The organism is Paenibacillus sp. HW567 (assembly GCF_000374185.1).
Classification (GTDB): domain Bacteria; phylum Bacillota; class Bacilli; order Paenibacillales; family Paenibacillaceae; genus Paenibacillus_AQ.
This window is the reverse complement of record NZ_KB910518.1, coordinates 6386619-6410150: the sequence shown is the minus strand read 5'-3', so window position 1 is coordinate 6410150 and position 23532 is coordinate 6386619. Positions and strand designations below refer to the sequence as shown.

At 52.8% G+C, this 23532-nt stretch carries 23 protein-coding genes, 1 pseudogene and 1 riboswitch; of the genes and pseudogenes, 4 read left to right on the top strand and 20 right to left on the bottom strand.

Annotation, left to right across the window (positions count from 1 at the left end):
- Positions 1-23: 23 nt before the first annotated feature.
- From B212_RS0128670 to B212_RS0128630, 9 genes and pseudogenes are all read right to left on the bottom strand, one after another.
- Positions 24-416: a DUF350 domain-containing protein gene (locus B212_RS0128670; protein WP_019914774.1), complete on the bottom strand. Its 393-nt coding sequence runs from the start codon at positions 414-416 to the stop codon at positions 24-26.
- On the bottom strand, positions 413-1063 hold the full coding sequence (locus tag B212_RS0128665; protein ID WP_019914773.1) for a hypothetical protein: 651 nt from the start codon (positions 1061-1063) through the stop codon (positions 413-415). Before B212_RS0128665 ends, B212_RS0128670 begins: the two co-directional genes overlap by 4 nt.
- Complete coding sequence (locus tag B212_RS0128660) at positions 1050-2273, bottom strand: glutathionylspermidine synthase family protein (RefSeq protein ID WP_019914772.1); 1224 nt, start codon at positions 2271-2273, stop codon at positions 1050-1052. The genes B212_RS0128665 and B212_RS0128660 overlap by 14 nt, the downstream gene beginning before the upstream one ends.
- Positions 2270-2968: a hypothetical protein gene (locus tag B212_RS0128655; RefSeq protein WP_019914771.1), complete on the bottom strand. Its 699-nt coding sequence runs from the start codon at positions 2966-2968 to the stop codon at positions 2270-2272. The genes B212_RS0128660 and B212_RS0128655 overlap by 4 nt, the downstream gene beginning before the upstream one ends.
- A gap of 24 nt (positions 2969-2992) precedes the next feature.
- Positions 2993-3199, bottom strand: coding sequence for a hypothetical protein (locus B212_RS0128650; protein ID WP_019914770.1), 207 nt, complete (start codon positions 3197-3199; stop codon positions 2993-2995).
- Positions 3200-3874: 675 nt separating this feature from the next.
- Positions 3875-4762: pseudogene (locus B212_RS0128645) on the bottom strand (IS3 family transposase); the annotation flags it as partial.
- A complete protein-coding gene (locus tag B212_RS0128640; protein WP_019908958.1) occupies positions 4759-5055 on the bottom strand; it encodes a transposase in 297 nt (98 codons plus the stop codon). The pseudogene B212_RS0128645 and the gene B212_RS0128640, both read right to left, overlap by 4 nt.
- Positions 5056-5582: 527 nt before the next feature.
- Complete coding sequence (locus B212_RS0128635) at positions 5583-6878, bottom strand: nucleobase:cation symporter-2 family protein (protein ID WP_019914769.1); 1296 nt, start codon at positions 6876-6878, stop codon at positions 5583-5585.
- Complete coding sequence (locus B212_RS0128630; protein ID WP_019914768.1) at positions 6872-7486, bottom strand: xanthine phosphoribosyltransferase; 615 nt, start codon at positions 7484-7486, stop codon at positions 6872-6874. Before B212_RS0128630 ends, B212_RS0128635 begins: the two co-directional genes overlap by 7 nt.
- A gap of 97 nt (positions 7487-7583) precedes the next feature.
- Positions 7584-7687: riboswitch (purine riboswitch) on the bottom strand.
- 213 nt (positions 7688-7900) lie between these two features.
- Between B212_RS0128630 and B212_RS0128620 the strand changes: the two genes are divergently transcribed.
- Positions 7901-8485: a hypothetical protein gene (locus tag B212_RS0128620; protein WP_019914766.1), complete on the top strand. Its 585-nt coding sequence runs from the start codon at positions 7901-7903 to the stop codon at positions 8483-8485.
- Positions 8486-8688: 203 nt separating this feature from the next.
- Here the strand turns inward: B212_RS0128620 and B212_RS0128615 are convergent, their stop codons facing one another.
- Positions 8689-9369: an S-layer homology domain-containing protein gene (locus tag B212_RS0128615; RefSeq protein WP_019914764.1), complete on the bottom strand. Its 681-nt coding sequence runs from the start codon at positions 9367-9369 to the stop codon at positions 8689-8691.
- 202 nt (positions 9370-9571) lie between these two features.
- Entirely contained in the window at positions 9572-10501 is a 930-nt protein-coding gene (locus B212_RS0128605; protein WP_019914763.1) for an AEC family transporter, read from the bottom strand.
- A gap of 176 nt (positions 10502-10677) precedes the next feature.
- Here B212_RS0128605 and B212_RS0128600 point away from each other — a divergent pair, with 176 nt between their 5' ends.
- On the top strand, positions 10678-11016 hold the full coding sequence (locus B212_RS0128600) for a winged helix-turn-helix transcriptional regulator (RefSeq protein ID WP_019914762.1): 339 nt from the start codon (positions 10678-10680) through the stop codon (positions 11014-11016).
- Positions 11017-11167: 151 nt separating this feature from the next.
- Here B212_RS0128600 and greA read toward each other — a convergent pair whose 3' ends face one another.
- A complete protein-coding gene (greA, locus tag B212_RS0128595; protein ID WP_019914760.1) occupies positions 11168-11647 on the bottom strand; it encodes a transcription elongation factor GreA in 480 nt (159 codons plus the stop codon).
- A gap of 210 nt (positions 11648-11857) precedes the next feature.
- Between greA and B212_RS0128590 the strand changes: the two genes are divergently transcribed.
- Entirely contained in the window at positions 11858-13303 is a 1446-nt protein-coding gene (locus tag B212_RS0128590) for an FAD-dependent oxidoreductase (RefSeq protein WP_019914759.1), read from the top strand.
- 97 nt (positions 13304-13400) lie between these two features.
- On the opposite strand, the gene B212_RS32680 is transcribed toward B212_RS0128590, so the two are convergent.
- The gene (locus B212_RS32680; protein WP_019914757.1) at positions 13401-14882 is read right to left on the bottom strand and encodes an MDR family MFS transporter; all 1482 of its coding nucleotides are present in this window, start codon (positions 14880-14882) and stop codon (positions 13401-13403) included.
- A 162-nt stretch (positions 14883-15044) separates the two neighbouring features.
- On the opposite strand from B212_RS32680, the gene B212_RS32675 reads away from it, so the two are divergent.
- The gene (locus tag B212_RS32675; protein WP_019914756.1) at positions 15045-15509 is read left to right on the top strand and encodes a MarR family winged helix-turn-helix transcriptional regulator; all 465 of its coding nucleotides are present in this window, start codon (positions 15045-15047) and stop codon (positions 15507-15509) included.
- A 71-nt stretch (positions 15510-15580) separates the two neighbouring features.
- Here B212_RS32675 and B212_RS35150 read toward each other — a convergent pair whose 3' ends face one another.
- The 7 genes from B212_RS35150 to B212_RS0128545 form a co-directional block, all read right to left on the bottom strand.
- Positions 15581-15823 carry a hypothetical protein gene (locus B212_RS35150; RefSeq protein WP_019914755.1) on the bottom strand — a complete coding sequence of 81 codons (243 nt, stop codon included), beginning with the start codon at positions 15821-15823 and terminating at the stop codon, positions 15581-15583.
- Between the two features lie 213 nt (positions 15824-16036).
- Positions 16037-16324, bottom strand: a complete 288-nt coding sequence (locus B212_RS0128570; protein ID WP_019914754.1) for a DUF6509 family protein — start codon at positions 16322-16324, stop codon at positions 16037-16039.
- 473 nt (positions 16325-16797) lie between these two features.
- Positions 16798-17895 carry a 23S rRNA (adenine(2503)-C(2))-methyltransferase RlmN gene (gene rlmN, locus B212_RS0128565; protein WP_019914753.1) on the bottom strand — a complete coding sequence of 366 codons (1098 nt, stop codon included), beginning with the start codon at positions 17893-17895 and terminating at the stop codon, positions 16798-16800.
- A gap of 206 nt (positions 17896-18101) precedes the next feature.
- Positions 18102-19484 carry a polysaccharide deacetylase family protein gene (locus tag B212_RS33500; RefSeq protein ID WP_019914752.1) on the bottom strand — a complete coding sequence of 461 codons (1383 nt, stop codon included), beginning with the start codon at positions 19482-19484 and terminating at the stop codon, positions 18102-18104.
- Positions 19485-19489: 5 nt separating this feature from the next.
- Positions 19490-20212 (bottom strand): hypothetical protein, encoded by a 723-nt coding sequence (locus B212_RS0128555; RefSeq protein ID WP_019914751.1) that lies wholly within the window; start codon positions 20210-20212, stop codon positions 19490-19492.
- Between the two features lie 224 nt (positions 20213-20436).
- Complete coding sequence (locus B212_RS0128550) at positions 20437-21033, bottom strand: acyl-CoA-like ligand-binding transcription factor (protein WP_028531085.1); 597 nt, start codon at positions 21031-21033, stop codon at positions 20437-20439.
- Positions 21034-21038: 5 nt separating this feature from the next.
- Positions 21039-23465: a PEP/pyruvate-binding domain-containing protein gene (locus B212_RS0128545; RefSeq protein WP_019914749.1), complete on the bottom strand. Its 2427-nt coding sequence runs from the start codon at positions 23463-23465 to the stop codon at positions 21039-21041.
- Between the last annotated feature and the right edge of the window lie 67 nt (positions 23466-23532).

The following is a 23532-nucleotide window of genomic DNA, read 5'->3' as shown; positions in this document are numbered from 1 at the left end:
TTCTGAGTAGGAAATGCATCGGCTTAAATGATCAGACTGCTGACAGCGAAGGCTGTTCCGATGAATACCATGCAGAGCATTGTGCCAACGGCGGTATTTCCCTGCTTCAAATGATCGGAGATCCTGAAGCCGGGAGTGAACAGCTCAAAGATCCAGTAAGCGGCGATCAGGCAGACATAACCTACCGCGAACCAGAGCATCATGAACCAGATCGAAGTATTCGTATACGCTGCTACGCCAAGAATAATTGCCGTCGCCAGAAATTTGCCGCCAAGCGCCAGGGCTACGGCCACATTGCCTTTCTTCAGCTCCTCCATGTCCTTGAACGGCGTCATCAGGGTGAACACAAACATGCCAAGCACTTGAAGCAGAATAATTGTTAATACACTGACTACCAAATTAATAACTATCGTCATTTCGCCCACCCCCGAAATTTAGCATAGGCCGAATCATAATCGGCGAAATCATGCACTTCCTCCAGCACCACAGAGGCCTTCTTTTGTTTCTCCAGCGCCTTGTAGCGGTTATCGTCGATCGGCTGCTTGATCCGGTTGCCGGAAGGCAGCTCAATGACAGCAAAATTTCTGGTTTTGTTCTTGTATTCAGTCTTATACACCCCAACCAGATCCACATCGGTAGTGATCGACACCTTCAGGTTCTTCAGATCGGCGATAGCCGACTTCTGATCGCCATAGGATTTGATTGTACTCCAGGAAGACAGCCGGATATCGTTCTTCTGGTCGGCATCCGTCACAAGCTCGGCATCCATGAACTGCAGCGTCCATATCTTATCACCGGTAGCATAATTGCCGTCGTTCGGAAGCATCTCATTGTCCGGCAATACCGTCATATCGCTGCCGATCAGATCACCCACCGTGCCCTCTACCAGCCGGTAATCCCACGGCACACGCGACACGCTGTCCGTCGTCTCGGTATCTGTATGAAACACACTATTGCCGGAGCATGCGCTGAGCAGCAGCACTGCCAGCAGCAGCATACTGAGCACAGCTCCCGTCCGGGCCGGTCTGCGGCCTCCGGTCCGGCGTTCTCTACCCTTGTTCATCTTCAAGCCCCCTCACTCCTAGCGCAATAAAATGACTGGTATTGCCTGTAATCGGTCCGCCTGCCCGGCCCAGAAGCCCGCAGGGCTTGCCGTTGATTACGAACATGCCGGTCAGTAAATGAAGCTCCCCTTCCGCTGTCTGTATGCGGGCCATTTCGGCTCTTTTCTGATACACCGTAGGGAACAGCACGCTGCTGTCAAAGCCATCCTCGTCTTCTATTTCCAGCGACCCGCTGTCGTCAAAAATCCGCACCGAGCCCCCCTCGCGGCCAAAGACGGACTTGGAGACAAAGCTGCCGGAGAATACCGGCTTGTTATAGGTCGGCAAAATATAACTGGATATAGCCTGGCGCTCCTCTTCATTGTAGAGCAGGCCCAGCTCATACATCCCCCATACTACCGCTACCAGCCCCTTGGACTGCAGCAGAATACTGTGCGGGCCGTTGAATAACTGCAGCTTCCCGCTCTCTATGGCATAGGCGAGCGCCTCGCCGCCATCGTCCACAGCCATCCACTCCTTGGGGTAAAGGGCGAACATCCGCTGGATCACCCGGTTCTCTCCGTCCATAACGGTTCCGTCGTCAATCCACAGATCCAGACAGTCCACACAGCGGATATCCAGACCGCTGTGCGCCACCAGCGCCTCAATGGTCCCGGAGTCCTCCTCATGCGAACCATATGCGACACAAGCCGCGGTATCCGGCTGCTCAATGGCCCAAGCCGCGGCGAGATGGTCCTTCATCGCGGTATTCCGGCTGGCAATTCCGGCCTGCCCGCAAATCCACGGCGTAGCGATGGAGGCTTCTACATAGCCGGTTGGCGTATCGGCATTCAGCTCCAGCAGCTTAATGGTCCCGTCGCCGGCTACAGCAAAATCAAAACGCGCGTAGCGGCTGATCAGCCCCTGCTCCGGCATTGGCGTGTCATCCAGCATCTGCCACAGTACGGGCGGGATTCCAAGCAGCTCATACAAGTCATGCCGCTGATGAACATAGCGGACTGCCTTATCAAGAATAGACCAGAGCATGCTTGACGCTTCCTCCAGCTCCTTGTAGGTCTCGCCGCGCATCACGGCAATCGCATCCATCCAGTATTCTTCATCCTCCAGGTCGGCCCAGGTAAAGCCCAGCTCATGCAGTCTCGCTACCCGCGGCGCCCGTTCCAGCCCCGACTGATCCAGAAACTCAAATACGCTGTCTGCCGGGGTCATCCGCCAAAACCGCTTTTGCTTGAGCTGCTTCTGCCGGAGCTTGATCTCGATATCGAGCCTGATTTGCTGCTCTTGCTTGAGCTGGTGGACGAGCTTAGTCCGCTCGACTTGCCCCCTACCCCACCCGCTTTGGATGAAGTATTTCTTCTGGTGATAGAACCGGTGGATGAGGTGGAGGTCCGCGGCTTCACCACTGAGCCTGCCACCGGCTTGTTCTGGAAGCTGCCGCTGTTGTAGCTCGGCGCCTTGTAAGTCTTCTTCGTACCACCATAGTAGGTCCGGTGATCGCTGTACCAGCCTCTCGAAGAATAGTTCGAGCCGCTGTTGAACAGCATGTGGTACAGCAGCAGATCATCCCACCCAAAGCCGGAATTATAGCCGCCGTAATTGTTGATCACTGTCGTCCCGCCCGAAGTCGTCGCTCCTTGGTCCTCCTGAACAACCTCTCCGGCGCTCTCTTCCGGGTAGGGAATGTTCCAGTCTACATTTTTGTCGAAATAAGCTTTGACCTCTTCGGTAGACCAGGAGACCAGCGTCGGCTCCTCTGCGGAGCCGCTTGCCGCTCCCCCCGGGATGAATAAAGCATTGGCCAGCAGGGCGATGCCGAGCGAGGTGGACAACACCCGGATCGGCTTGCCTTCAGGGGTGAATAGCTTTGACACGAGGGGTTCTTTCGCCTGTTCATCTTTTTCCAACTTGAGACTCTCCTTTCCTGACATTTAGCCTTCGACGCGCATAGGGACGAGCAGAAGCTCCAGCTTCCCTTCATCCACATTCAGCCGTCCTTCGACCGCTTCGAACTCACGGCCGCTGACAACAATATAATTGACATGCTCCAGGGCAGTAATCATATTCATGCTCCAAGTGCGCTCCTCAATGACACGCAGATCGCCTTCCGGCATCTTTTCAAACAGGATGACACTCATTCCATTATCCACTTATTACACACCCTTCCTGATCACTATTATGCTTCTGATACGCTGTTAGCACCATTTCGTTTCACCCTGTCACACGTAAGCGATGAGATTTGGGCAGATGGAAGTTTTTCCACAACAACCCTAGCAAATTATACCTTGGAATACATTAGCAGACAAAGTAAAAAAGCCGATTTCCGTGATTTCGGAGTCGGCAGGCTTTAGATTGTCATACAAAGGTCTGGTCGTAGCTGCGAAGTTCGGGTCGTAACTGCGGGGAAGGTTTGGACTTGCGGCTGCCGCCCACCTGCAGATTTCTCGATTAAACCGCTCTTCGCGGTAAAATTCGCAGACAGCTTAATCATACGGCCAGCTTTCCTACGGAAAGCTCTCAGGCGGGCGCATTCGCTCCGTAAGTATCCAAACTGTCCCTCCGCACTCTGACTTTTTTAAGATTTGTTCAAGTTTACCTTATAGATGCTTCGATCAGTAATAACGGCAGAAATGCCGTTGTTGGAACAAAAACGGGGGGTCCCTTCAGCACTAACGGCAGAAATGACGTTGTTGGACCAACAACGGGGAGTCCCTCCAGTACTAACGGCAGAAATGCCGTTATTGGAACAAAAACGGGTGGTCACACCAGTACTAACGGCAGAAATGGACCTCTGTCAAGAAAGTGGACACTATTTAAGAGCAAGCACTTAGATTCTTGTAGTACTGGGACTCAAACCGGTCTGGTGATAGATAACCTAAAGAACCATGAATGCGTTTCCGGTTGTAAAAGAGCTCAATATACTCAAAGATTTTCTGCTGTGCTTCTTGCTTGGTCTTAAACCGGGTACGGTACACACACTCTTTTTTCAGCACACTGTGGAACGACTCGATACACGCATTATCGTAACAGTTTCCCTTTCGACTCATACTTGCCTTCATTTTGTAGGTGACGAGCTGCTCGCGGTACTCCGTAGAAGCATACTGCGCCCCCTGGTCGGAATGATGGATCAACCCTTCCGGTGGTTTCTTTGCCTTATAGGCTTCCTGTAAGGCTTCGAGGACTAATTCTTTTTTCATGTGGTCGTACAGCTTCCAGCCCACGATCTTTCGAGTATACAAGTCCATAACGCTCGCTAAATACAACCGGCTTTCCTTGCAACGAATATACGTAATGTCTACCATCCACACCTTGTTCGGAGCCGTCGTCACAAAAGTCTGATCCAAATGATTGGGGGCAATAGGATACTCGTGGTTGGAGTCTGTCGTCTGCACCTTATATTTTTGCGCGCTACAGGAACGAAGCCCTTGCTCCCGCATAAGCTTGCCTACCAGGCGCTCAGACACCTTCCACCCTTCCTTCCGAAGGATATCGGTAAGTTTAGGGCTTCCGTAGACGCCGTTATGGTCGTGAAAAAGCCACGTGAGGCGGGAAGTAAGGGTCTCTCTTCGCTTCTGGATGCTATTCTCCTGACCTTTTTGCGCTAGCCATTTGTAATATCCGCTCTTTGACACCTGAAGGACTTGGCACATCTTCTCTAATCGGAAGGTGGAGCGATGATCTTCGATAAATTGGAAAGTTAGTTTCTTTCCTTGCTGAAGATGTGCACGGCTTTTTTTAAGATGGCGAGCTCTTCTTTCAGATCCTGAATTTCTGCTTCTTGTTGTTTTAAAAGCTTGGCCTGCTGCTGGACCGTTTCCCCAACGGCTGCAGGCTCATGTTTCCATTGACGATATTTACGCATCCATTGGCGCAGCGTTCCCACGGGGACCCCCAGCTCCACGGATAACTCCGGAATCGACTTCGTTTGGCCCTGGATGAACTGTACCGTCTGTCGTTTGAAGTCTTCATTATAGCTCTGTCGTACTTCTTTCATTCTCGGACACCTCTTTCGTGTAAGCTCATTATCTCATGTTCTTACATGGTGTCCACTTTCTATACTAACCGCAGAAATGCCGTTGTTAGGGCAAAACCGGGTCGTCCCTCCAGTACTAACGGCAGAAATGCCGTTGTTGGACCAAAACCGGGTCGTCCCTCCAGTACTAACGGCAGAAATGCCGTTGTTGGAACAAAAACGGGTGGTCACACCAGCACTAACGGCAGAAATGCCGTTGTTAGGGCAAAACCAGGTCGTCCCTCCAGTACTAACGGCAGAAATGCCGTTATTGGACCAAGAACGGGTGGTCACACCAGCACTAACGGCAGAAATGCCGTTGTTGGAACAAGATCGGATGGTCCCCCGGTAGTAACGGCAGAAATGCCGTTGTTGGAGCAAAGAGATGTGGGGAAATTCCACCTCAGGCACCTGACAAATCGGGTAAATGTCTCCGAAACCATATATTCCTGAAAATGTGAGCGCACGGGTTCAAAAAAATCCGTAAGCGGTTCCCCTGGTGGAATATCCTACTTCGCTTCCGGCGCTGCGGCAGCAGAAGCACTCTCCTTCGTTCTGGAGAGGAAGATATTAAGGATGATCGCCGTAAGCGATCCCGAGACAATCCCGTTCTGCAGCAGCATTCTGGCGAATTCCGGGAGCTGGTCGAACATTGAGGGCAGCACAGCCGAGCCAAGACCTACGGCGATGCTGCAAGCGGCGATCAGCAGATTGCCGTCCTTGCGCAGATCGACCTCGGACAGAATCGACATCCCGGAGGCTGCAACCGAGCCGAACATTACAATCATGGCGCCGCCAAGCACCGCATTAGGCACTACCGTCGTAAGTGCCGCGAGCTTCGGCAGCAGCCCCAGCACAACCATAATTCCGCCTGCCGCAAAAATAACATTCCGCGTCTTAACACGGGTCAGCGACAGCAGACCTACATTCTGGGAGAATGCCGTATAAGGAAAAGCATTGAACAATCCGCCCAGCATAATGGCAAGGCCTTCGGAGTGCAGGCCGTTGACGATTTGCTTTTGCTCAACCTGCTGATCCGTTGCTTTGCCTACCGCAAAATACACACCGGTCGATTCCACCATCGAGACAATATTGACGATAATCATCGTAACGATTGCCGTAATGCTGAATTCGGGCCAGCCGAAATAGAAGGGCTTGGCAATGCTGACCCAGGAGGCGCTGCTTACACTGGAGAAGTGAACCAGACCCATAGCATAGCCGATAGCCGTTCCGGCCACCAAGCCGACCAGCACAGAGACAGAACGCAGAAATCCAGTCGCCAGGCGGTTGATGGCCAGAATAACGAGCAGCGTAATCAGAGCCAGCAGCAGATTGCGGGGTGCTCCGAAATCGGCGCTGCCCTGACCACCGGCGACATTATTCATTGCTACCGGAATGAGCGACAGTCCAATGATGGTTACTACAGAGCCAGTCACTACTGTAGGGAAGAACTTCAGCAGCTTCCCGTAGACCGGGGCTGCCAGGACGACAAATAGACCGGATATAATGATTGCGCCGTACGCCGTCGCCAGGTTCGACCCTGAAGCAATGGCAATAATCGGACTCACCGCAGTAAAGGTGCAGCCCAGAACGACCGGCAGTCCGCTGCCGAAATGCTTGCTGCCCAGAATCTGCAGCAGGGTTGCCAGCCCGCAGGTGAATAAATCCGCTGCGATAAGGTAAGCCATTTGCGCACCGGTCAGATTCAGCGCGCCTCCCACAACGAGCGGCACAATTACAGCTCCTGCATACATTGCCAGCACATGCTGAAGCCCTAAAGCGAAGACTTTCTTTTTGCTTAACATCCCGCACTCTCCTTGGTGATTTCTTCTGTATTGGCATTGTCAATAAAATGGACTTCGCCCGGGGCCATCGAAGAGATCCGTGCCAGAGCATGCACAGCTATCCCTCTCTTCTCCAGCAGACCGCGTCCTTCCTGAAAGCTTTTTTCGATTACGCAGCCTACACCCAGCAGCTCCGCCCCCGATTCCTCTACAATATCCGCAAGCCCGACAAGCGCGGCCCCGGTAGCCAGAAAATCATCGACAATCAGCACTTTATCCCCGGGTCCGAGATATTTCTGCGAAATGCTGATCGTGTAGTCTTCTTGACGGGTGAAGGAATGGACCGGCGCCGAATATACCTTTTCTGACAGCGTTACGGCTTTCTTTTTCTTGGCGTAGATGAACGGGACACCCAGCGCAATACCTGCCGCCATAGCGAACTGAATGCCGCTAGCCTCAACGGTCAGCACCTTGGTGATGGGCTGATGCCCGAAGATCCGCCCAAATTCCTCTCCGATTTGCAGCGCGAGCTGCGTGTCCACCTGATGGTTCAGGAACGAGTCCACCTTCAGCACTGTATCCGATAGAATCAATCCTTCTTGCCTAATGCGTTCCTCTAACACTTTCATAATGCGGATGATCTCTCCTTTTTTATAAAAAAAAGACAGACCCCTTGAGCGTTTCTCTCAAGTGAATCTGTCCTTCCAGGGCATTGCAAAATAACCCCGGATGCGCTATTTCACTCATAGTCGGACAATTACAATGGTTATCCGGTAGAAACTTATGGGCCTTATTCCCAAGATTATATGAGTTGATATGAATGTTCTGTGTGAAACCTTTGTATATCTTACACGCTCTGTCCGCTCCATACAAGCAAAATTTTAAATGATTCATACAGTTTCCGAAATTTTTCATGAAAACTTCTCCGCTCCGGGTGACTGTCCGTTTAGGCACATGCGGGTTTATGTGGCAGCAGCGCCTGTATCCCTCACGCTTTGAGCCACAGCGCATTAATGGTAAGGAAACCTAATCTGAGAGGAACGATGCGGGTGTCTAATCTTACAGCTAAGGACCGGATAGTCGTCATTATTCAAAAAGGATCGCGGCGGATCATTACCCGCACACCGCTGGCAGGCGTTGACCGGCTGGTGTTCGTCATTAACAATCAATATACGAATGCAGCCAACACCACGCAAATTGCCAGCGGGGCCGGACGAAGCAGCGCCAGCGGCAGCAACGCGGCTATTGCATCGCCCTATACCCGCCAGCAGCAGAGCGTTGGCGCGGGAGGGGATGCTGCGAACCTGGGAAGCGGAAGCAAGGGACAACGCAGAAGCAAGACACACCTCCCTCTCCTCTATCCGCGCGGCAAAGAAGTTGTGATTGTCGTTAACACCCAAACCGTCAAGCTTCCAAGGGGCAGCAAAAGCTCCTCGGCAACGCAGATCGGCAGCGGCGGCGGCACCTACAGCACGGGCGGCACCAACTCTGCCATCGACAGCCCCGCCACAAGACAGCAACAGGCAGTCGGCGGCGGCGCAGGCGGTCATGCCCTGAACAAAGCCTCCGCCAAGCGGCGGCGGAATAGCAGCTATTCCGGGCAGAAGCGGCAGCGCAATAAATTGTGAGGGCAGCCCCCGCAGCACGGGCAAGTTATGCATTTCACATATGGCCCCGCCGATAAGTGAATGCCCAAGCAAAAGCCGCAAGTCTCCCGGATGGGAAGCTTGCGGCTTTTGTTGTTCGCGGCGCCGGATGCCTTGCCAGAAATGGGCCAGCAGCCGATTGTGCTTAGGCCCGGACCTGACCGGGCTATCTGCCGCCCTTGACCTTACTCCGGGAGGTCTCCGGCCGGAGCCGGATGTGCAGCGATATATTCGAGCGCGTTATAGATCATCTCCGCCGCTTCGGCGCGGGTAATGCCGGCAGCCGGATCGAATTTGCCGGCACTGTCCAGACTGGCGATTCGCAGCGCCAATGCCCGCTGGATGGAGCCGTCATAGCCGTTAGTGAACTCGGTGCTGTCGGCAATGTCCACCGGCATGATTTTGATCATCGGGAGATTGCTGTGCTTCTCAATGGTTAGGATCAGCCAATGGGTGAACTCCTCGCGGGTCCAGTTCTTCGCAGGGTCCAGATCAGCAGGCAGGTCCATAGCGTTATTCGCGGCAATAATCAGCGCATCTGCATACCAGGCATCATTGCTTGCTTTGACGAAATAGTCCGTAGCCAGTGGTGCTTTGACGAAACGGATCGTGTCCAGGTTAAGCCCGAACGCATTGACGAACATTTGAATGCCCTGGGCCGCAGTAACGGGTGCATTAGGCTTGAATTGAGCAGCACTCACACCGTGAAGCACACCCTTCTGCTGGAGCGCCGCGATTTTATCTCTGGCAGGCGTGCCGGAGAGATCCTGAAAAGCATCCGCAGCCGCAAAGCTTTGTCCGGCAAAGGTCAGCGCCAGCAGTGCCGCCGCCGATAAAGTCAGCCAATTGAATTTAGTTTTTTTCATTTCTCCTCACCTCTTCCCTCCAGACGGATAACCTGACCAAAGGTTGCAGCGGTGCTGCCTAAATTTGGAGGCGAGCTTCGCAGATTACGCCTGCCCCTCCTCCTTCCTCTTATTGTTCAGCACATTGTCTTCCAGTATAACGAATTTATCGTCATATGCTGATTCCTGCACCTCCCTTACCTGCTCTGCCCGCCAGAACGCATCATGCGTTGCCTACGATGGCGATAAGTACCGGCAGCAACAGGAAAGAGGCCAGCGTTGTCCATAGAATGCACCGCGACACCAGCGAAGGCGAGCTGCCAAAGCGTTCAGCCAGCACGACAGAATTGACGGCAACCGGCATCGAGGCCAGAATGAGCAGAACCGCATACAGCGTTCCGTCGATATCCAGCAGGAGCAGCAGTAATGTCGCAATCAGCGGAGCCAGCAGCAGACGGACCGTAATGCCGGTCCAGAAGGCGAGCTGCACGTTGCGGGCAGTACGGACCGTTTGAACCTTTACCATCTGGGCGCCAAGAACAGCCAGCACCACCGGCGGATAGGCCCCGGCCACCATGGATACCCCGGAGACCACCTCATGCGGCATATGCAAGCCGAACGCGCGCAGCAGGAGGGCCAGAATCGCCGCATAAATTGACGGCAGAGAGAATACGGAACGGACGGCGCTGCGCACGGAGAACTGCGATCTTGCGGCGAAATAGACGCCGATTGTATTGACGATTACCATCTGGGCGATGACATAGACCGAAGCTTTGTCGAGACCGAGCTGGCCGAAGGCCAGAAGCACCAGCGGCAGGCCGTAATTCACGCTGTTCGTAAAGGTGGAGATCAGGGTCAGGCCGGCGGCTTCCGGCGGGGCCAGCTTCAGTATTTTGCCGAGCAGCTTGGCGGTTGCCCACAACAGCAGCAGGTTCAGCAGCGCAAAGGCGAGGGTTTTGTACACATCATCGAACGAAATTTCGGCGGTAGCCAGCGTATCGAGAATAATCGCCGGGCTCAGAAAATACAGGTACAGCGTCAAGAGAGGCTTTGTATCCAGGTTTTTGAACCGCCCCAGCAGCGCCCCTGCAAGGACCGGAATGGACAACGGCACAATCACCTGGATTAAGGTCGATAACACGGACTGAATCAATTGCCAGGACTCCTCTGCTCTATAGTTTCTCCTAATATACCCCCCCCAGGCAAACGCCGTCTAAGATATGGAAACAATATATGTAATAGAAAATACCTATGGCATTATACTTCCCAAAAGATAGTATTGTGCTATGATTAGCTCAAATCGTTATTTTACAGGAGGCTGACTTTGAAATGGACGTTATGGAACCAGTCATTCTGACCAAGGGCACCCCGGGCGAGCCCTGCCCCATTGCCAAAACCCTCGATGTTATCGGAACCAAATGGACCTTCCTGATTATCCGTGATCTGCTGATCTGCGGCACCATGCGCTTCAGCGATCTGATCCGTTCCCTGGAGGGCATCAGTCCGAAGACGCTTGCGCTGCGGCTCAGAGAGCTGGAGAAGCACGGCATCCTGGAACGCACCGTATACCCCGAGGTCCCGCCCCGTGTGGAGTATACCTTGACCAAAAAGGGACAGGAGCTTGAGAAGATTTTCATTGAGCTGAAACGATATGGTCTAGCGCTATAAAAAATATCGGGTGCAGTCTTTCTTCGGGGAGCTGGAAGCGCGCCGGAATGGCGGCGGAGGCCCGGAACGCGTTCTGGAGCGGCATAGCGGTGAAGCTGCGGGTACAAAAAAATCCCTGCCCCCTTAGCGATAAAGGGACCGGGATTTTAGATTACATCATTTTAATTTCCAGCAGCTCGTATTTAATGATACCCATCGGGGCATCCACATTGATGATGTCGCCCACCCGTTTGCCGAGAAGCTCCTTGCCTAAGGGACTTTCGTAAGAAATCTTGTTGTCCAGCACATCGGCTTCGGCCGGACCCACGACTCTATACTCAATCTTCTCCGAATACTCCACATCATTCAGAGTCACAAGGGAGCCGACGCTTACCTTGCTCAGATCCATAGTACTCTCATCCACGATCTGGGCTTTGGTCAGCATTTTCTCCAGAATCAAGATGCGGGTCTCCATGAACGACTGGTCCTCCTTGGCCGAGTGGTACTCGCTGTTCTCCTTGAGGTCCCCGTAGCTGATTGCCAGCTTAAGCCGGGCCGCGAGCTCCTTCCGTTTCACCGTCTTGAGATCCTTAAGCTCTTCCTCCAGCTTAGCCAGACCTTCCTTCGTTAAAAACACTTCTTCATTGGACATGTCTACAACTCCTATTTTAGCTCGCTTTTATTGTATTTTACCTCATAATCGGCTAATATGCGAAAAGAACGCACCGCTGCAAGCAATGCGTCACATTTCACGTACAGGTAAATAGCCCCATAACGTGTAGAATGTTCATTGAGTACTTTATAAGCATAAGATAAAGTATATGTATTAAAATCCCACAGACAGTCAGGAGCACAAGAGCATATGTTCACATCCACCCAAGGTTTTCAACGCTTCAAAAGCTTTTTGATCGCCGCGCTAATCCTGTTGCTGCTGCTATCCATGAAGCCCTCCACCACCACTGCAGTTCGGTCCACGGTTCCTTCCGGAGCACTCTCAAGCTATGATGTTGTTGTCATCGGAAGTGAAATTCAAGGTGTTCTGCTCGCCAAGGAAGCCGTCAAGGCCGGACTTAAGGTGCTGATGCTTGATCCCCGCAGTAAGCCGGGCGGAGAACTGATCCAAGGACAAATGTTCTTTCTGGATGATGTGAACGACAATGAGCGGAGAAGTCTGGTTCAAGGTGAAATCAAGAATCTTTTTACCGGGTACAAAGCAGGGAAGATCCGCAAAGCCGCGGACTTCAACAAATATTACGATAAGCTGCTCCAGGGAATCCCCCTGAAGAGCGGAGTTGTCATTGACGCGGTTAACACAGAGGGGGCTGGCGGCGGCAAAACGCTGAAGTCCCTTAGCTATCATAACAACGATGGAACCAAACACACCATCCAGTCCCGTTACTGGGTCGAAAATACCGATTTCGATGCCTTGAGCAGCCGACTGAATGAACCGCGAATTCCGGGGATGGAGTCGCTCTACAATGGCAAAAAGCCGGACTATATGGCGGCAACCTACATGCTCAACTTCAAGAATGTGAACTGGAGCACTCTTCACCAGAGCATTCTTGATAATTACCCGTTAAGCAATGTACGCAAAAAATACGGTCCCAACACCTATGTAGATTGGCACTTCGCGACCGGCTTCAGCAATATTACCAACCGCTTTGCTTCCCAAGATAAGCAACTGCGGCTGCGCGGATTAAATGCCGCCTATCAAAACGACGGTCAGGTGATTATTAACGGCCTGCTCATATACGACGTCAATCCTTCCAACCCGAAATCGGTGCAGACGGCGATTGCAAAATCCAAAGCTGAGGCGCCCCATATTCTGGGCTTTTTGAAGAGCAGGATACCCGGATTCACCAATGCGGAGCTTAACGGCTATCCTGAATATCTCTATATTCGGGACTACAACCGCTATGAGACCAAGTATGTCCTCGGTTATTCCGACTTAATGAACAGCCGGATGTTCTGGGATAATGTCAGTATTGGCGGCTACCCTATTGATTTACAGGGAACGCGGGCCATTCCCAGAGGAATCGGCTTTGGCAAGCCGGACCGCTACGGTCTGCCGCTGCGCTCCTTTGAGCTTAAATCCTATGACAATGTGCTGGTGACAGGGAAAAATGTGGGGGCCAACATTAAAGCCTACGGCAGTGCACGGATTATGCCAACCACTGCCTTGGCGGCACAGACCATCGGGATCATTCTGGGACGGGAACGCGGCAAGCGGCTGACTGATCTGAACACAGCGGACTTCCAGAGAATCCATGCCTATCTGAGCAAAGATTACAAGATCGTCCTGCAGTAGGCTGGATCAGGGTGAACTTAAATCCGGCATAAATGCCAAAACCGCCTCTCCGGTTCGAACGAACCTGGAGAGGCGGTTTGTTGTATAGCAAGCTGCTTTAGCTGTTCAGCTCCCGCTCGGCAGTACCGGGGTTTAATCTGATGCTCCGGGCTTTGGGCGTTCCGCTTCTCAGCAGGAGGGTTAACGGAATCGCCACGATGCCGATCACCGTGGCAACCAGAAAAACATCCCGGACGGCCAACGTCATCCCCTGCGCCTTGATCAGTGCGCCTGCCGATGCCGCTCCGGCACTAAGCTCCTGCTGATGCGTCAAGGCTCTGGCTGTAAGCAATGAGCTAAAGATGGCGATGGAGAGCGCCCCGGTCGCCTGCTTCACCCAGTTCGTAACCGATGAGCCATGACCGGTGAGCTGCTTCGGCACAGACGACATCCCGAAATTGGTAACCGGCATAAAGGCCAAGGATATTCCGACATTGCGCACTCCCATTAGCCAGGATAGCTGTGCATGCGTAGTAGCCATTGTGATCCGGCTCAGCTCCCAGGTGGAGCCTACCAGGAGCAAGATACCGCTAAGGATCAGCCAGAACGGCCCAACCCGGCTGTACAGCTTGCCGACAATCGGTGACATAACTGCCATAGCAATCGAACCCGGCAGCAGCACCAGCGCCGTATTCAGCGGAGTGGACTGCTGGATATCCTGGAGAAACACCGGAATCAGGAACGTGCCTGAATATAAGGCGATGGTAATGATGCAGTTGATGATCAGACTGAAGGTGAAGCGGTTCTGCTTGAATACCTTCAGACTCAGCAGCGGCTCCTGCAAAGAAAGCTCCCGGCGGATAAAATAAGCCAGGGCCGCAGCCCCGACAATCAGGAGCGACAGAGTTTTCCATGAGGTCCAGCCCCAGCTATTGCCTTTATTGAAGGCCATAATAATGAACGCGCTGCTTAGAATAACCGTAATGAAACCCGGCAAGTCAAACGATTTGGAGTTGCCGGTGACCCGCTGGTAGGGCAGACACTTAAGAGCGACGGCAATCGCAATGATGCCGATCGGCAGATTGATCATAAACAGCGATCTCCAGCCAAAATAGCCGGTGAGCCAGCCGCCCAGCGTCGGCCCGAAAGCCGGAGCCAGCATGGAAGACAAGCTCCACAGGCTCATCGCAAAGGCCTGCTTTTCTTTTTCGATAAATTGATAAATCATCGTCATTGTTGTCGGAATGATCAGTCCGCCGAATACCCCTTGCAGAATGCGGAAAGTCACCAGAGAATGAATACTCCAGGCGACCGTACATAGTCCCGAGAAGAGCGTAAAGCCGGATAAAGCGAACACATACAAATATTTATAGCTCCACTTATCGCCGAAATAGCCGACCACTGGCGCGATTACTCCGGTGGCGAGCAAGTACCCGGTAATCATCCACTGCACCGTGCCAAGCTCCGCATGAAAATCCTTCATGAATACCGGAAACGCCACGTTAATGGTCGTCGTACTCAGAATCGCTATAAAATTCCCGAAAAAAATCGCTAAAATGATCAGCCAAAAGGATGAGCCCCTGGTGGTTTGAGTATTCAATAGCTTCTCTCCTCTTTTAAAACACAATGAATGAAAAATAACTTCTCTGCATTTTAGATGTATGATACAATCAAATTATTATATGTGTATTATACAACTATAGTTCTGTAAGTCAATATGACTTATTTCATTCTATTTTCAGTAAAAGAAGGAGACTACACTATGGATGATAAAAATTTGGAGGCCCTTAACAACGAGCTGATGACACTCATTCGCCACTCCTCCCTCGACAAGAAACACGGCGGTCTGGACCGCTCGACATATACGCTGCTCTACCATCTGGCCCGTCATGAGAAGGTGGGAGTCAAGCTGCTGGCAGAGGAATTCGGTCTCGATGCCTCTACGATCAGCAGACAGACGAGCGTGCTTGAAACCAAAGGTTATGCCATACGCGTACCCGATCCGCAGGATGGGAGATCAAGCTATTTTCAGATCACTGAACTGGGTGCAAGCAAGCTGGAGGAGGCGCGGAGCATTCGTCTGAAACGGTATGGGGAGATTTTTGAGGACTGGTCTCCTGAGGATTGCCATACCTTCAGCGGGCTGCTGGCCAGACTTAACCGCAAGCAGGCGCAGCGCAGCGCCCAAGCCAAGGGACTGACGGAAGCGGATGAAGCTGGGAGATAAGCCGGATTCACACCGTGGACCCAAGGAACATCGTTGATTTCTGCGGGCACCAGTACGGCAAGCAAGGCGCGTCAAGCACCGTATCGTTCTCCACCGGAACCACCCAGGAGGAGTAGTTCATCCGCAGCAGCGGATGTTCGCTGGCGGTTAAGCCCGGCCTCGGCCCCGGGGCCGTCATTGCCTATAAGTGCAGTAACATCTCCGAGCTGCAGCAGTTTTTTGACACCAAGCCCGTAGGCACTTTCTACAGTAGAACTAGGCACAGCGCTGGAGATTTTCAAATCTGCTGCACTGTGTACACTCCAAAAGACCAAATTCGCCCATTTGCCGCCTTTTATCAAAGATCTGCTGTACGGAATACAACAGATTTCGTTTTTGGAGAGTAATCGCTGCGAGCTGCTGTATAAAGTGCAATAGAGTGTCTTCTACCATCGTCTATAGTCGTTGAATACAACAAAATGAGGGAGCCGCCAACTCAGCAGCTCCCCCTATTTCACTTAGACTACTATGCGCCATCTTATTAAATCTTATTCTGACAGATGCTCCTTGCAGAACAGCTCAAGGTCTGCTTCCTCATCCTCTTCCAGATCAAAATCGAGAATCCGGCCGGTTGAGGTTTCCAGCAGATCATAGGTAACAATGCTTGCCTGCTCTTCTACCACTTTGACGATTACCCGTGCAGAAACGCCGCCCTCTTCATAAAGCTCGTCGTCCTCCGGCACGTCCAGTTCAATCATGAACTCATATCGCTTGCCGCTTATAATACCGAAAGGGTCTCTAACATCCTCCACGGTATAGCTTTTAAATGTCAACAATGCTCATACCTCTTTTCTTCAATTCCGTCCAGGCTATTGTAGCATAAAATCCAAGGCAAAGGCTTCTGCCCTCCGCTCCCCCTGCCGGATCACCAAGAAAACGTCCGGTCACCATCAGCTTCCACTTGACTAAACACCTGTAGCACCTGCCCCATTCGCAATAACCCTGTTGCCTATAAAAAGAAGAGCGGCTCAAGTGTACGAACACTTTGCGCCGCTCTTGCGGTTATACGATACCTTCTCATTAGCTAGATAAACTTAGCAGGCTTACCCCGCTCTCGTTACGGAAGAATATTTAACCGTATTTCTGCCGTTATTTCAGCCCGTTTCCGGCATGAGAGGCCGAGTAACGGTACTTTTGCCGTTACTCCAGCCCGTTCCCGTCACGGCAGCGCTTTTAACGGCATTCCTGCCGTTGTTTCGGCACGCTCCGCCCGCGAAGGGGGAACATTCCCCCCGCAAACCGCCGAGCCTTACCCCGCCGCCACGCTGCTTTTCCCGGCCTCGCCGGCCTTAGCTTTCTTGATCTGCTTGCTGCGAAGCTGGCCGCAGGCGGCGTCGATGTCGACACCGTGCTCCAGCCGGGTGCTTACGCTGACGCCCTGCTTTTTGAGCGTGTCGAAGAAGGCCCGCACGGATTCGCGTTCACTCCGCTGGTATTGGCTGTGCTCGTCCACCGGATTATACGGAATCAGATTCACATTAGCCATCTGCCGCCGGTCTCCAATCAGCTCGGCCAGCTCCAGCGCATGCTCCTGACGGTCATTGACGTCCTTCAGCAAAATGTACTCCAAGGTAATTCTCCGGTTCGTCTTCTCCAGATAGTAGTCGATGGCCGGCATTAATTTCTCTATAGGAATGGCGCGGTTGATCTTCATGATCCGTGTCCGCAGCTCATTGTTCGGCGCATGCAGAGAAATCGCCAGGTTGACCTGCGTGCCTGCATCAGCGAATTCTCTGATTTTATTAGCCAGTCCGCTCGTAGATACTGTTATGCCTTTGCCGGCAATCGCCAGACCTTTGTGATGCTTGATGATGTCCAGGAAATTCAGCAGATTCTCGAAATTGTCGAACGGCTCGCCGATACCCATCACAACCACGTGGCTGACTCTTTGCCCAAGCCCCAGCTTATCCAGATGATGCTGAACCTTCATAATCTGCTCTACAATCTCTCCGCTGGAGAGGTCGCGGCTCTTCGCCAGCAGTCCGCTCGCACAAAAGCTGCAGCCGATGTTGCACCCGACCTGCGTGGTCACACAGACCGACAAGCCGTATTTCTGCCGCATCAGCACCGTCTCAATCAGATTGCCGTCCTTCAAGCGGAACAGGAACTTGATGGTGCCGTCCGCCGACTCCTGCTTCACATGCTCTTCCATCGACTGAAAGACAAAATGCTCCGCCAGCAGTTGTACCGTTTCGACATTCACCTCAGTCATTTCCGCAAAATCCGTAACCCGCTGGCGGTACAGAGATTCCCAGATCCGGGACGCGCGGGATTTCTTATGGCCGTGCTCCACCAGCCAAGACGCCAGTTGCTCTAAAGTTAATCCATAAATGGATGGTTTATTCATTATTTATCCTCTTTTCAAAACAGTAAAGTTCAATTTATTCTACCTTGCAGAGACCCGGCTAACAACATTCATTTATTGTCTCAAATTTCTTTTATTAAAACAAGAAGAATCCCCCGCCGCCACTGCCACCGGTCTCCACACACAAAAAAAGCGTACCCACAGCCGCAGGTAACGCTTCTTGCCGTTAATAGAGTATATAGGATGAACTATTTCAAAATAGCAAATTTCAGCTTCTTACTCTTCAGATAGTCAATAATTTCAGGCAGCGCCTTGACGGTAATTGCTTTTTCGTGCAGAAGATATATGCCCCCTGAAGGATCTGTATTGTGAAAATAGTGGAGGATTTGCTCGGCTGTATTCACCTTCCAGTCCTCGGGATCACGGTTCCAGAGCAGCACCTTGAGGTGCTGTCTGCCGGCTTCTGCGGCAAGCTTACTATTAATAGCTCCATAAGGCGGACGAAATACAGTTACTGGCTCCCCGGTAGTCTGCTCCAGCTCGCGGATGGACCGGGCCAGATTGGTCCGGTTCTCTTCAATGCTGTTCTTCGTCATCTCGCTGTGATCCCAGGAATGGCTGCCCACCGGCATCCCATGCTCAGCGGCATAACGTACTTCATCAGGATGCTGCTTCGCATTCTGGCCGATAAACAGAAAGTTCGCCGCAACCCCATGCTCCTGCAGAATATCTACGATTTGCCGGGTATACTCCGATGGTCCATCATCAAAGGACAACGCCACATACCCTTTGGCCAAACTGTACTCATAGCGGCTTCCGTCCAGCTCCAGCAATTCAACCAGCGGGCTCTGTGCCTGGGCAGCTTCCACCTTCTCCGGTGCCTGCTCCGGTACCTGTGTCTGTTCCGGCTTCGGTTCCGGTAACTGCTTCGGCTTCGGTTCCGCTGACTGCTCCGGCTTTGCTGACTGCTCAGGGTTCGCTGACCGCTCCGGCTTCGGTTCCGGTAAAACCTCGTCCTGTTCACTATGTAAGGAAGCCACCTGGATCTCTGGAGCATGGGTGGCAGAAACGGGCTTCCCGGCAGCTTCGTCCGGCCGAATGAAGTTTTCATGGGCTTCCGCGCTGTTGAGCAATTGGTCATCCATCCTCAGGAAGAACAATACGAACAGGAGGCTGAACAGGACATAACGCAGGACAATGGGCCGGGCCAGCCGGAGGGCATCTTTTCTACGCTTCACGGGTTGGTTCTCTTCGGAAGGGAGTTCAGCCTGAACCGTCCTCACTTCTTCTGGCGGAGGGTGCTGCTGCTTAAATTGTAGTAGCTGTGAGACATATTCTTCGGAACAGGCAAAATACAGCGGCTCGCTGAAGGTGCTGTTCATCTTGATGAGCGTGCTGAAATAGGTGCGGCGAAAAGGGTCCCACTTGGAGTAAAGCGACAGCCTTACTCTTTGCCCTTCAAAAGGGCCAAGCGAGTTCATTTGCAGGTATGTAAATTCATCAATGAGGAGTAATTGCTGCGTAAATCCGCCGCTATGGGTTATACCTACCTCTATCTGATAACTGTCCTCCTGATGCTTAAGCGACAGCAGCTCTATCAGGAGAGCGGCGTTTTGTTCAACAAGCGGCATAAGACCTATGTATCTCCATTCGCGTCATTCGGTTCAACCGGCAGGGCACTGCTCCCAAAGGGTACCGTCATACGGGTGGTGAAATCGCTGATCATGCCGGAGAGGTAGGCTTTCTCCTGCCGGACCGTATCATATTTCTGCTTCAAATGGGCGTTCTCCGTTTCAAGACGTCCGATCTTTTCTTCCTGCTCGTTCATTTTCTTCAGCTTGTCTGAAATGGCATCATTATGCTTCTGCACAAGATTGGCGTACTTCTGCTGCTCCAGCTCGATAGTGCTCTTAAGCTCATCCATATCCGAAGCCAGGGTGGTGTGCAGCTCGCGGTAATCTTCCATTACCTGATCCACCTTCAGGTTCCTTTCCACCAATTTATGCTCCAGCTCCCGGATGTTCTTCTCCCGGTCCTCAATGACCTTATTCAAATTCTTCAGGTCCTTGTTCAGACGCTCCACATGCCCGCCCGAATGGGTCAACCGGTCCTGCAGCTCATGGATGGTCGTCTCGGCATGCGCTCTGGCCTGGATCATCTGTTCCACCGCAAAAATCAAATCCAGCGACTTCTTGTCAAGCTGCGCTTTCCCCGTGGAGATAACCCCGTTAAGGCTGCCTCCAGACTCATAGGCTTCAGCTTCCTCAGACGGGTCTTCCGCCTCTTGAATCTTTTGAACCATGTCAGGCCTGAGCTGCTTGTCCACCGCATCTTTCTTCTTGAAAAAAGGTGTCGCCATCTATCCTATCACCCCATTAAAAATGTCAAAAAATGTCGAGCGTATACGCATTTATTATAGTTGATTTAGCCTGGATGTAAGTGAGCCTTAATATCTAAATTTCTTAATTGTATCCTAAGGCCTACTTCAGCCTTTTACAGCATTGTGATGTCAAAAAAAAGACACCCGCCCGGAGTGCCCCTGTGTCGTTGCCTATAAAATTGATCCGGAGCATTGCTCCTTCCCTACAGCGTCAAGCCCTCCTCCAGTTTGCTTAAAGCCTCCCCCAGCAAAATGGAAAAATCGGCTTCCGCATGCTCCGCATAATGCAGCATCACCGATATATTGACACCTGTGACCGCCCCGGCGAAGGTGCGCACCGCGATATCCTCCCGCTGCCGGCCCGTGCGCTTACAGGTCATATCAATGATTAAGTCCATCATGCTCAGCATGTTATTCAGCATCGCCGCCCGCAGCTCGGGGACGGACATCACCAGCTCGTTCCGCTCACGCATCGTCGCCAGCTCCCCGGGAGTCATCTCCTTAACACCCGACAGCATAGCATTGCGCAGCGCCTGGAGCGGACTCAGCTCAGCCGGCTGGCTCTCAAAGGAGGAGATCAGCAGAGGATCGTAGTTATCAATAATCAGCACATCTTCCTTCGAAGAGAAATAGCGAAAAAAAGTGCTGTAGGAAATCTCCGCAGCCTCTGCGATTTGCTCCACAGTTGTCGCTTTATAGCCAAGCTCGCGGAAGAGCCGCAGCGCGTGCATCTGAATGCTTGCCATCGTTTTTGCCTTTTTGCGTTCACGTAAGCCTGCTTGCCGATGATTCAACGTCAAACCGTTCACTCCCCGATGATTATTCCCGGAATCTCGTCCCTTTCCAGTTTATCACGAACATGGCTTGAAGCCGAGACCATCTGGATGATTCCTCTGGCTCCGTCAACGATTACCCGGTCCCCTGTGTGTAGTCTCGCGGTGGCATTGCCGCAGCCAACAACAGCGGGTATGCCCAGCTCTCTGGCGACAATCGCCGCATGGGACAGCGGCGCGCCAATATCAGTTACAATCGCCGCAGCCCTTGGAAAACAGAGCGTCCAGCCCACATTGGTCACCGCAGCCACCAGAATTTCTCCAGGCAGCAGTTGTCCCCCATCCTCAGGCTCGGCAAGCACGCGCACAACGCCCTCAATCCGCCCTGCCGCCCCGGGAAATCCCCGCAGCTCCTCAGACCCGTGAACAGTCTGCACCGGGGCTTCGGGATCATAGATATCCCGTCTGCGTTCAGGGTCCTTGGCCCAGATAAACGGATCGAATCTCCCTCTGATCACCGGCGGCAAAGGCGGCAAGGCCTTATATCTGGCATAGGTTTCCTTACGCGCCGCAATATGTGACAGTCCAGGCAGCTCCCCGCCTGCCAGCCAGTTCAGAATTTCATCCAGGTACAGGAAAAATACATCCTCCCCAATCCCGGAAAGTTCACCCGCCTTGAGCGCAAAAGCCCGATTCGTGCGGGTCACTCTCGTCCATTCCGAGCGGATCGCTTCACGCACCCGCGGCCCCTCTTGAACAGCCGTTATTTGGCGGAGAATCTTGGCAGATCTCCCCGGAAACTGCGCCTGCAGCTTCTCCCTGGCAGCGGCATACAGCTCCTGCTGATGGCTGACCAGCTCCTCCACATCGGCATGGGAATTATGATATTGCTCAAGCTGCCGCTCCAGCCAAGCCTCATCCTCGGAGGCATCGGGGGTGGACAGCTCGACCTCATGCGGCCCGCGATGCCCGTATTTCCGCAAATACTCCTCACGGCTCAGCTTTCCCGAGAGAATCTTGGAAATACCCAGCAGCGGCCCCAGACTCTCCAGTTCTGCGCCATCGCCAATATTCGAGAGCAGGAGCTCCGCAGCTTCACTGCCCAGCAGCTTGCTAAGCTTCAGCTTATACTTGACATGCTTTTGCATGGGAGCGCTCGCCCCCTCTAGGGCCGCCCATAACAGCTTTACATTTTGGGGCCATAGCTCACGGTTCCAGAACAGCAGCAGCTCCTCCCTGCTGCGGATGTCTTGCAGCCGCGCCCGGGCCGTCCGGCACCATTCCGGCGTCTCCTCCACCAATTGCGGCAACGCCCGGACAGCCTGGCGTGTGCGTCTTGCGCTGTATTTTATCCGGGGCAGCAGCTTCCTGATCAGTTCCAGCTTCGAAAAAGGATACATCGGCAAGGACGCTCCTTGCGGAATCTCCCCGAACAGATCGCTCATTTTGCGCAGCAGCGGCTGCAAACGCAGACCAAATGTGGCAAAAACGCTGATCGGCAAGCTGATGTTGGAATACACCCGTCCGCAAATATTGCCCGACAACAAATAGTGGCCCGGAATTACATTGTGCTCTTCATCCAGGGCACGGAGAAACGACCAGCTCAGCGGGGTGAACACGTCCGAAATCGACTCCCCTACATTGGTGTTAGTCCACAGGAAATCTCCGGTTAAAGCATCATTGCATTCAAAATGATCGCGGTTGCCCGGACTTAAGGTAGTGATCGGACGCGCTTGCAGCAAATACAGCTTGCCGCTTACAGCAGCCCATTCTATATCCTGCGGACAGCCCATGAGCTGCTCAATTTTGCGGGCATGGCGGTATAGCTGAGACGCATATTTTTTACATTCCGGAGGCCCTTCATATTTGCCCTTGGGACGGGACAGGGTGAACAGGCGGGCGTTGGCCTCACCGGATACCAGTTGCTCTCCTAATCCGTGCACATAATTCCCCTGCATGAACAGCCGGCTGCCCGTAACGGGGTCCGCTGTAAACAAAACGCCCGACAACTCGGACGGAACCATCCGCTGAACGACAACCGCCAGGGAATGAACCTCATGAATCCTTTGAACGCTGCTGTAGACCTGCACTCTTTCAGTGAATTGGGATTGATATACCGTATCCAGGGCTGCCCATAGCTGCTCATCTGTCTCCACATCCAGTACAGACTCAAATTCTCCGGCAAAGGAAGCGCCCGCCGAGTCCTCGCGCAGCCCCGAAGACCTTACGGCAAACCTTGCGCCCGGGTGCTTGCTGCGTATAGCCGCCGCCTGCTCCATAATCTCTTCCCTGACTCCCTCCTGTAAAGCTCCGCTCTCCAGCGCCGCCGGAAATACCACGAAGCCTTCGGGTACAGGATAACCTTTCTGGTACAGTATGCTCAGCATCGCGCCTTTTCCCCCTGCGAGCGCCTGAAGCTGCGGTGTAACTTCCTTGAAGCCTGCTACTCTCTTCGACATTTGGTGGTCCTCCATCTTGGTATTATTAATTATGATACTTTATATCATATTATACTTTTATATCATT

Bases quoted from the DNA above. Each gene is read 5' to 3' on its own strand.
- B212_RS0128555 (WP_019914751.1), bottom strand. From the start codon at position 20,212: ATGGCGACACCTTTTTTCAAGAAGAAAGATGCGGTGGACAAGCAGCTC.
- B212_RS0128670 (WP_019914774.1), bottom strand. From the start codon at position 416: ATGACGATAGTTATTAATTTGGTAGTCAGTGTATTAACAATTATTCTG.
- rlmN (WP_019914753.1), bottom strand. From the start codon at position 17,895: ATGAATAAACCATCCATTTATGGATTAACTTTAGAGCAACTGGCGTCT.
- B212_RS33500 (WP_019914752.1), bottom strand. From the start codon at position 19,484: ATGCCGCTTGTTGAACAAAACGCCGCTCTCCTGATAGAGCTGCTGTCG.
- B212_RS0128620 (WP_019914766.1), top strand. From the start codon at position 7,901: ATGCGGGTGTCTAATCTTACAGCTAAGGACCGGATAGTCGTCATTATT.
- B212_RS0128615 (WP_019914764.1), bottom strand. From the start codon at position 9,369: ATGAAAAAAACTAAATTCAATTGGCTGACTTTATCGGCGGCGGCACTG.
- B212_RS0128545 (WP_019914749.1), bottom strand. From the start codon at position 23,465: ATGTCGAAGAGAGTAGCAGGCTTCAAGGAAGTTACACCGCAGCTTCAG.
- B212_RS0128630 (WP_019914768.1), bottom strand. From the start codon at position 7,486: ATGAAAGTGTTAGAGGAACGCATTAGGCAAGAAGGATTGATTCTATCG.
- B212_RS0128650 (WP_019914770.1), bottom strand. From the start codon at position 3,199: ATGAGTGTCATCCTGTTTGAAAAGATGCCGGAAGGCGATCTGCGTGTC.
- B212_RS0128640 (WP_019908958.1), bottom strand. From the start codon at position 5,055: ATGAAAGAAGTACGACAGAGCTATAATGAAGACTTCAAACGACAGACG.
- B212_RS0128635 (WP_019914769.1), bottom strand. From the start codon at position 6,878: ATGTTAAGCAAAAAGAAAGTCTTCGCTTTAGGGCTTCAGCATGTGCTG.
- B212_RS0128660 (WP_019914772.1), bottom strand. From the start codon at position 2,273: ATGACCCCGGCAGACAGCGTATTTGAGTTTCTGGATCAGTCGGGGCTG.
- B212_RS32675 (WP_019914756.1), top strand. From the start codon at position 15,045: ATGGATGATAAAAATTTGGAGGCCCTTAACAACGAGCTGATGACACTC.
- B212_RS0128600 (WP_019914762.1), top strand. From the start codon at position 10,678: ATGGACGTTATGGAACCAGTCATTCTGACCAAGGGCACCCCGGGCGAG.
- B212_RS0128665 (WP_019914773.1), bottom strand. From the start codon at position 1,063: ATGAACAAGGGTAGAGAACGCCGGACCGGAGGCCGCAGACCGGCCCGG.
- B212_RS0128590 (WP_019914759.1), top strand. From the start codon at position 11,858: ATGTTCACATCCACCCAAGGTTTTCAACGCTTCAAAAGCTTTTTGATC.
- greA (WP_019914760.1), bottom strand. From the start codon at position 11,647: ATGTCCAATGAAGAAGTGTTTTTAACGAAGGAAGGTCTGGCTAAGCTG.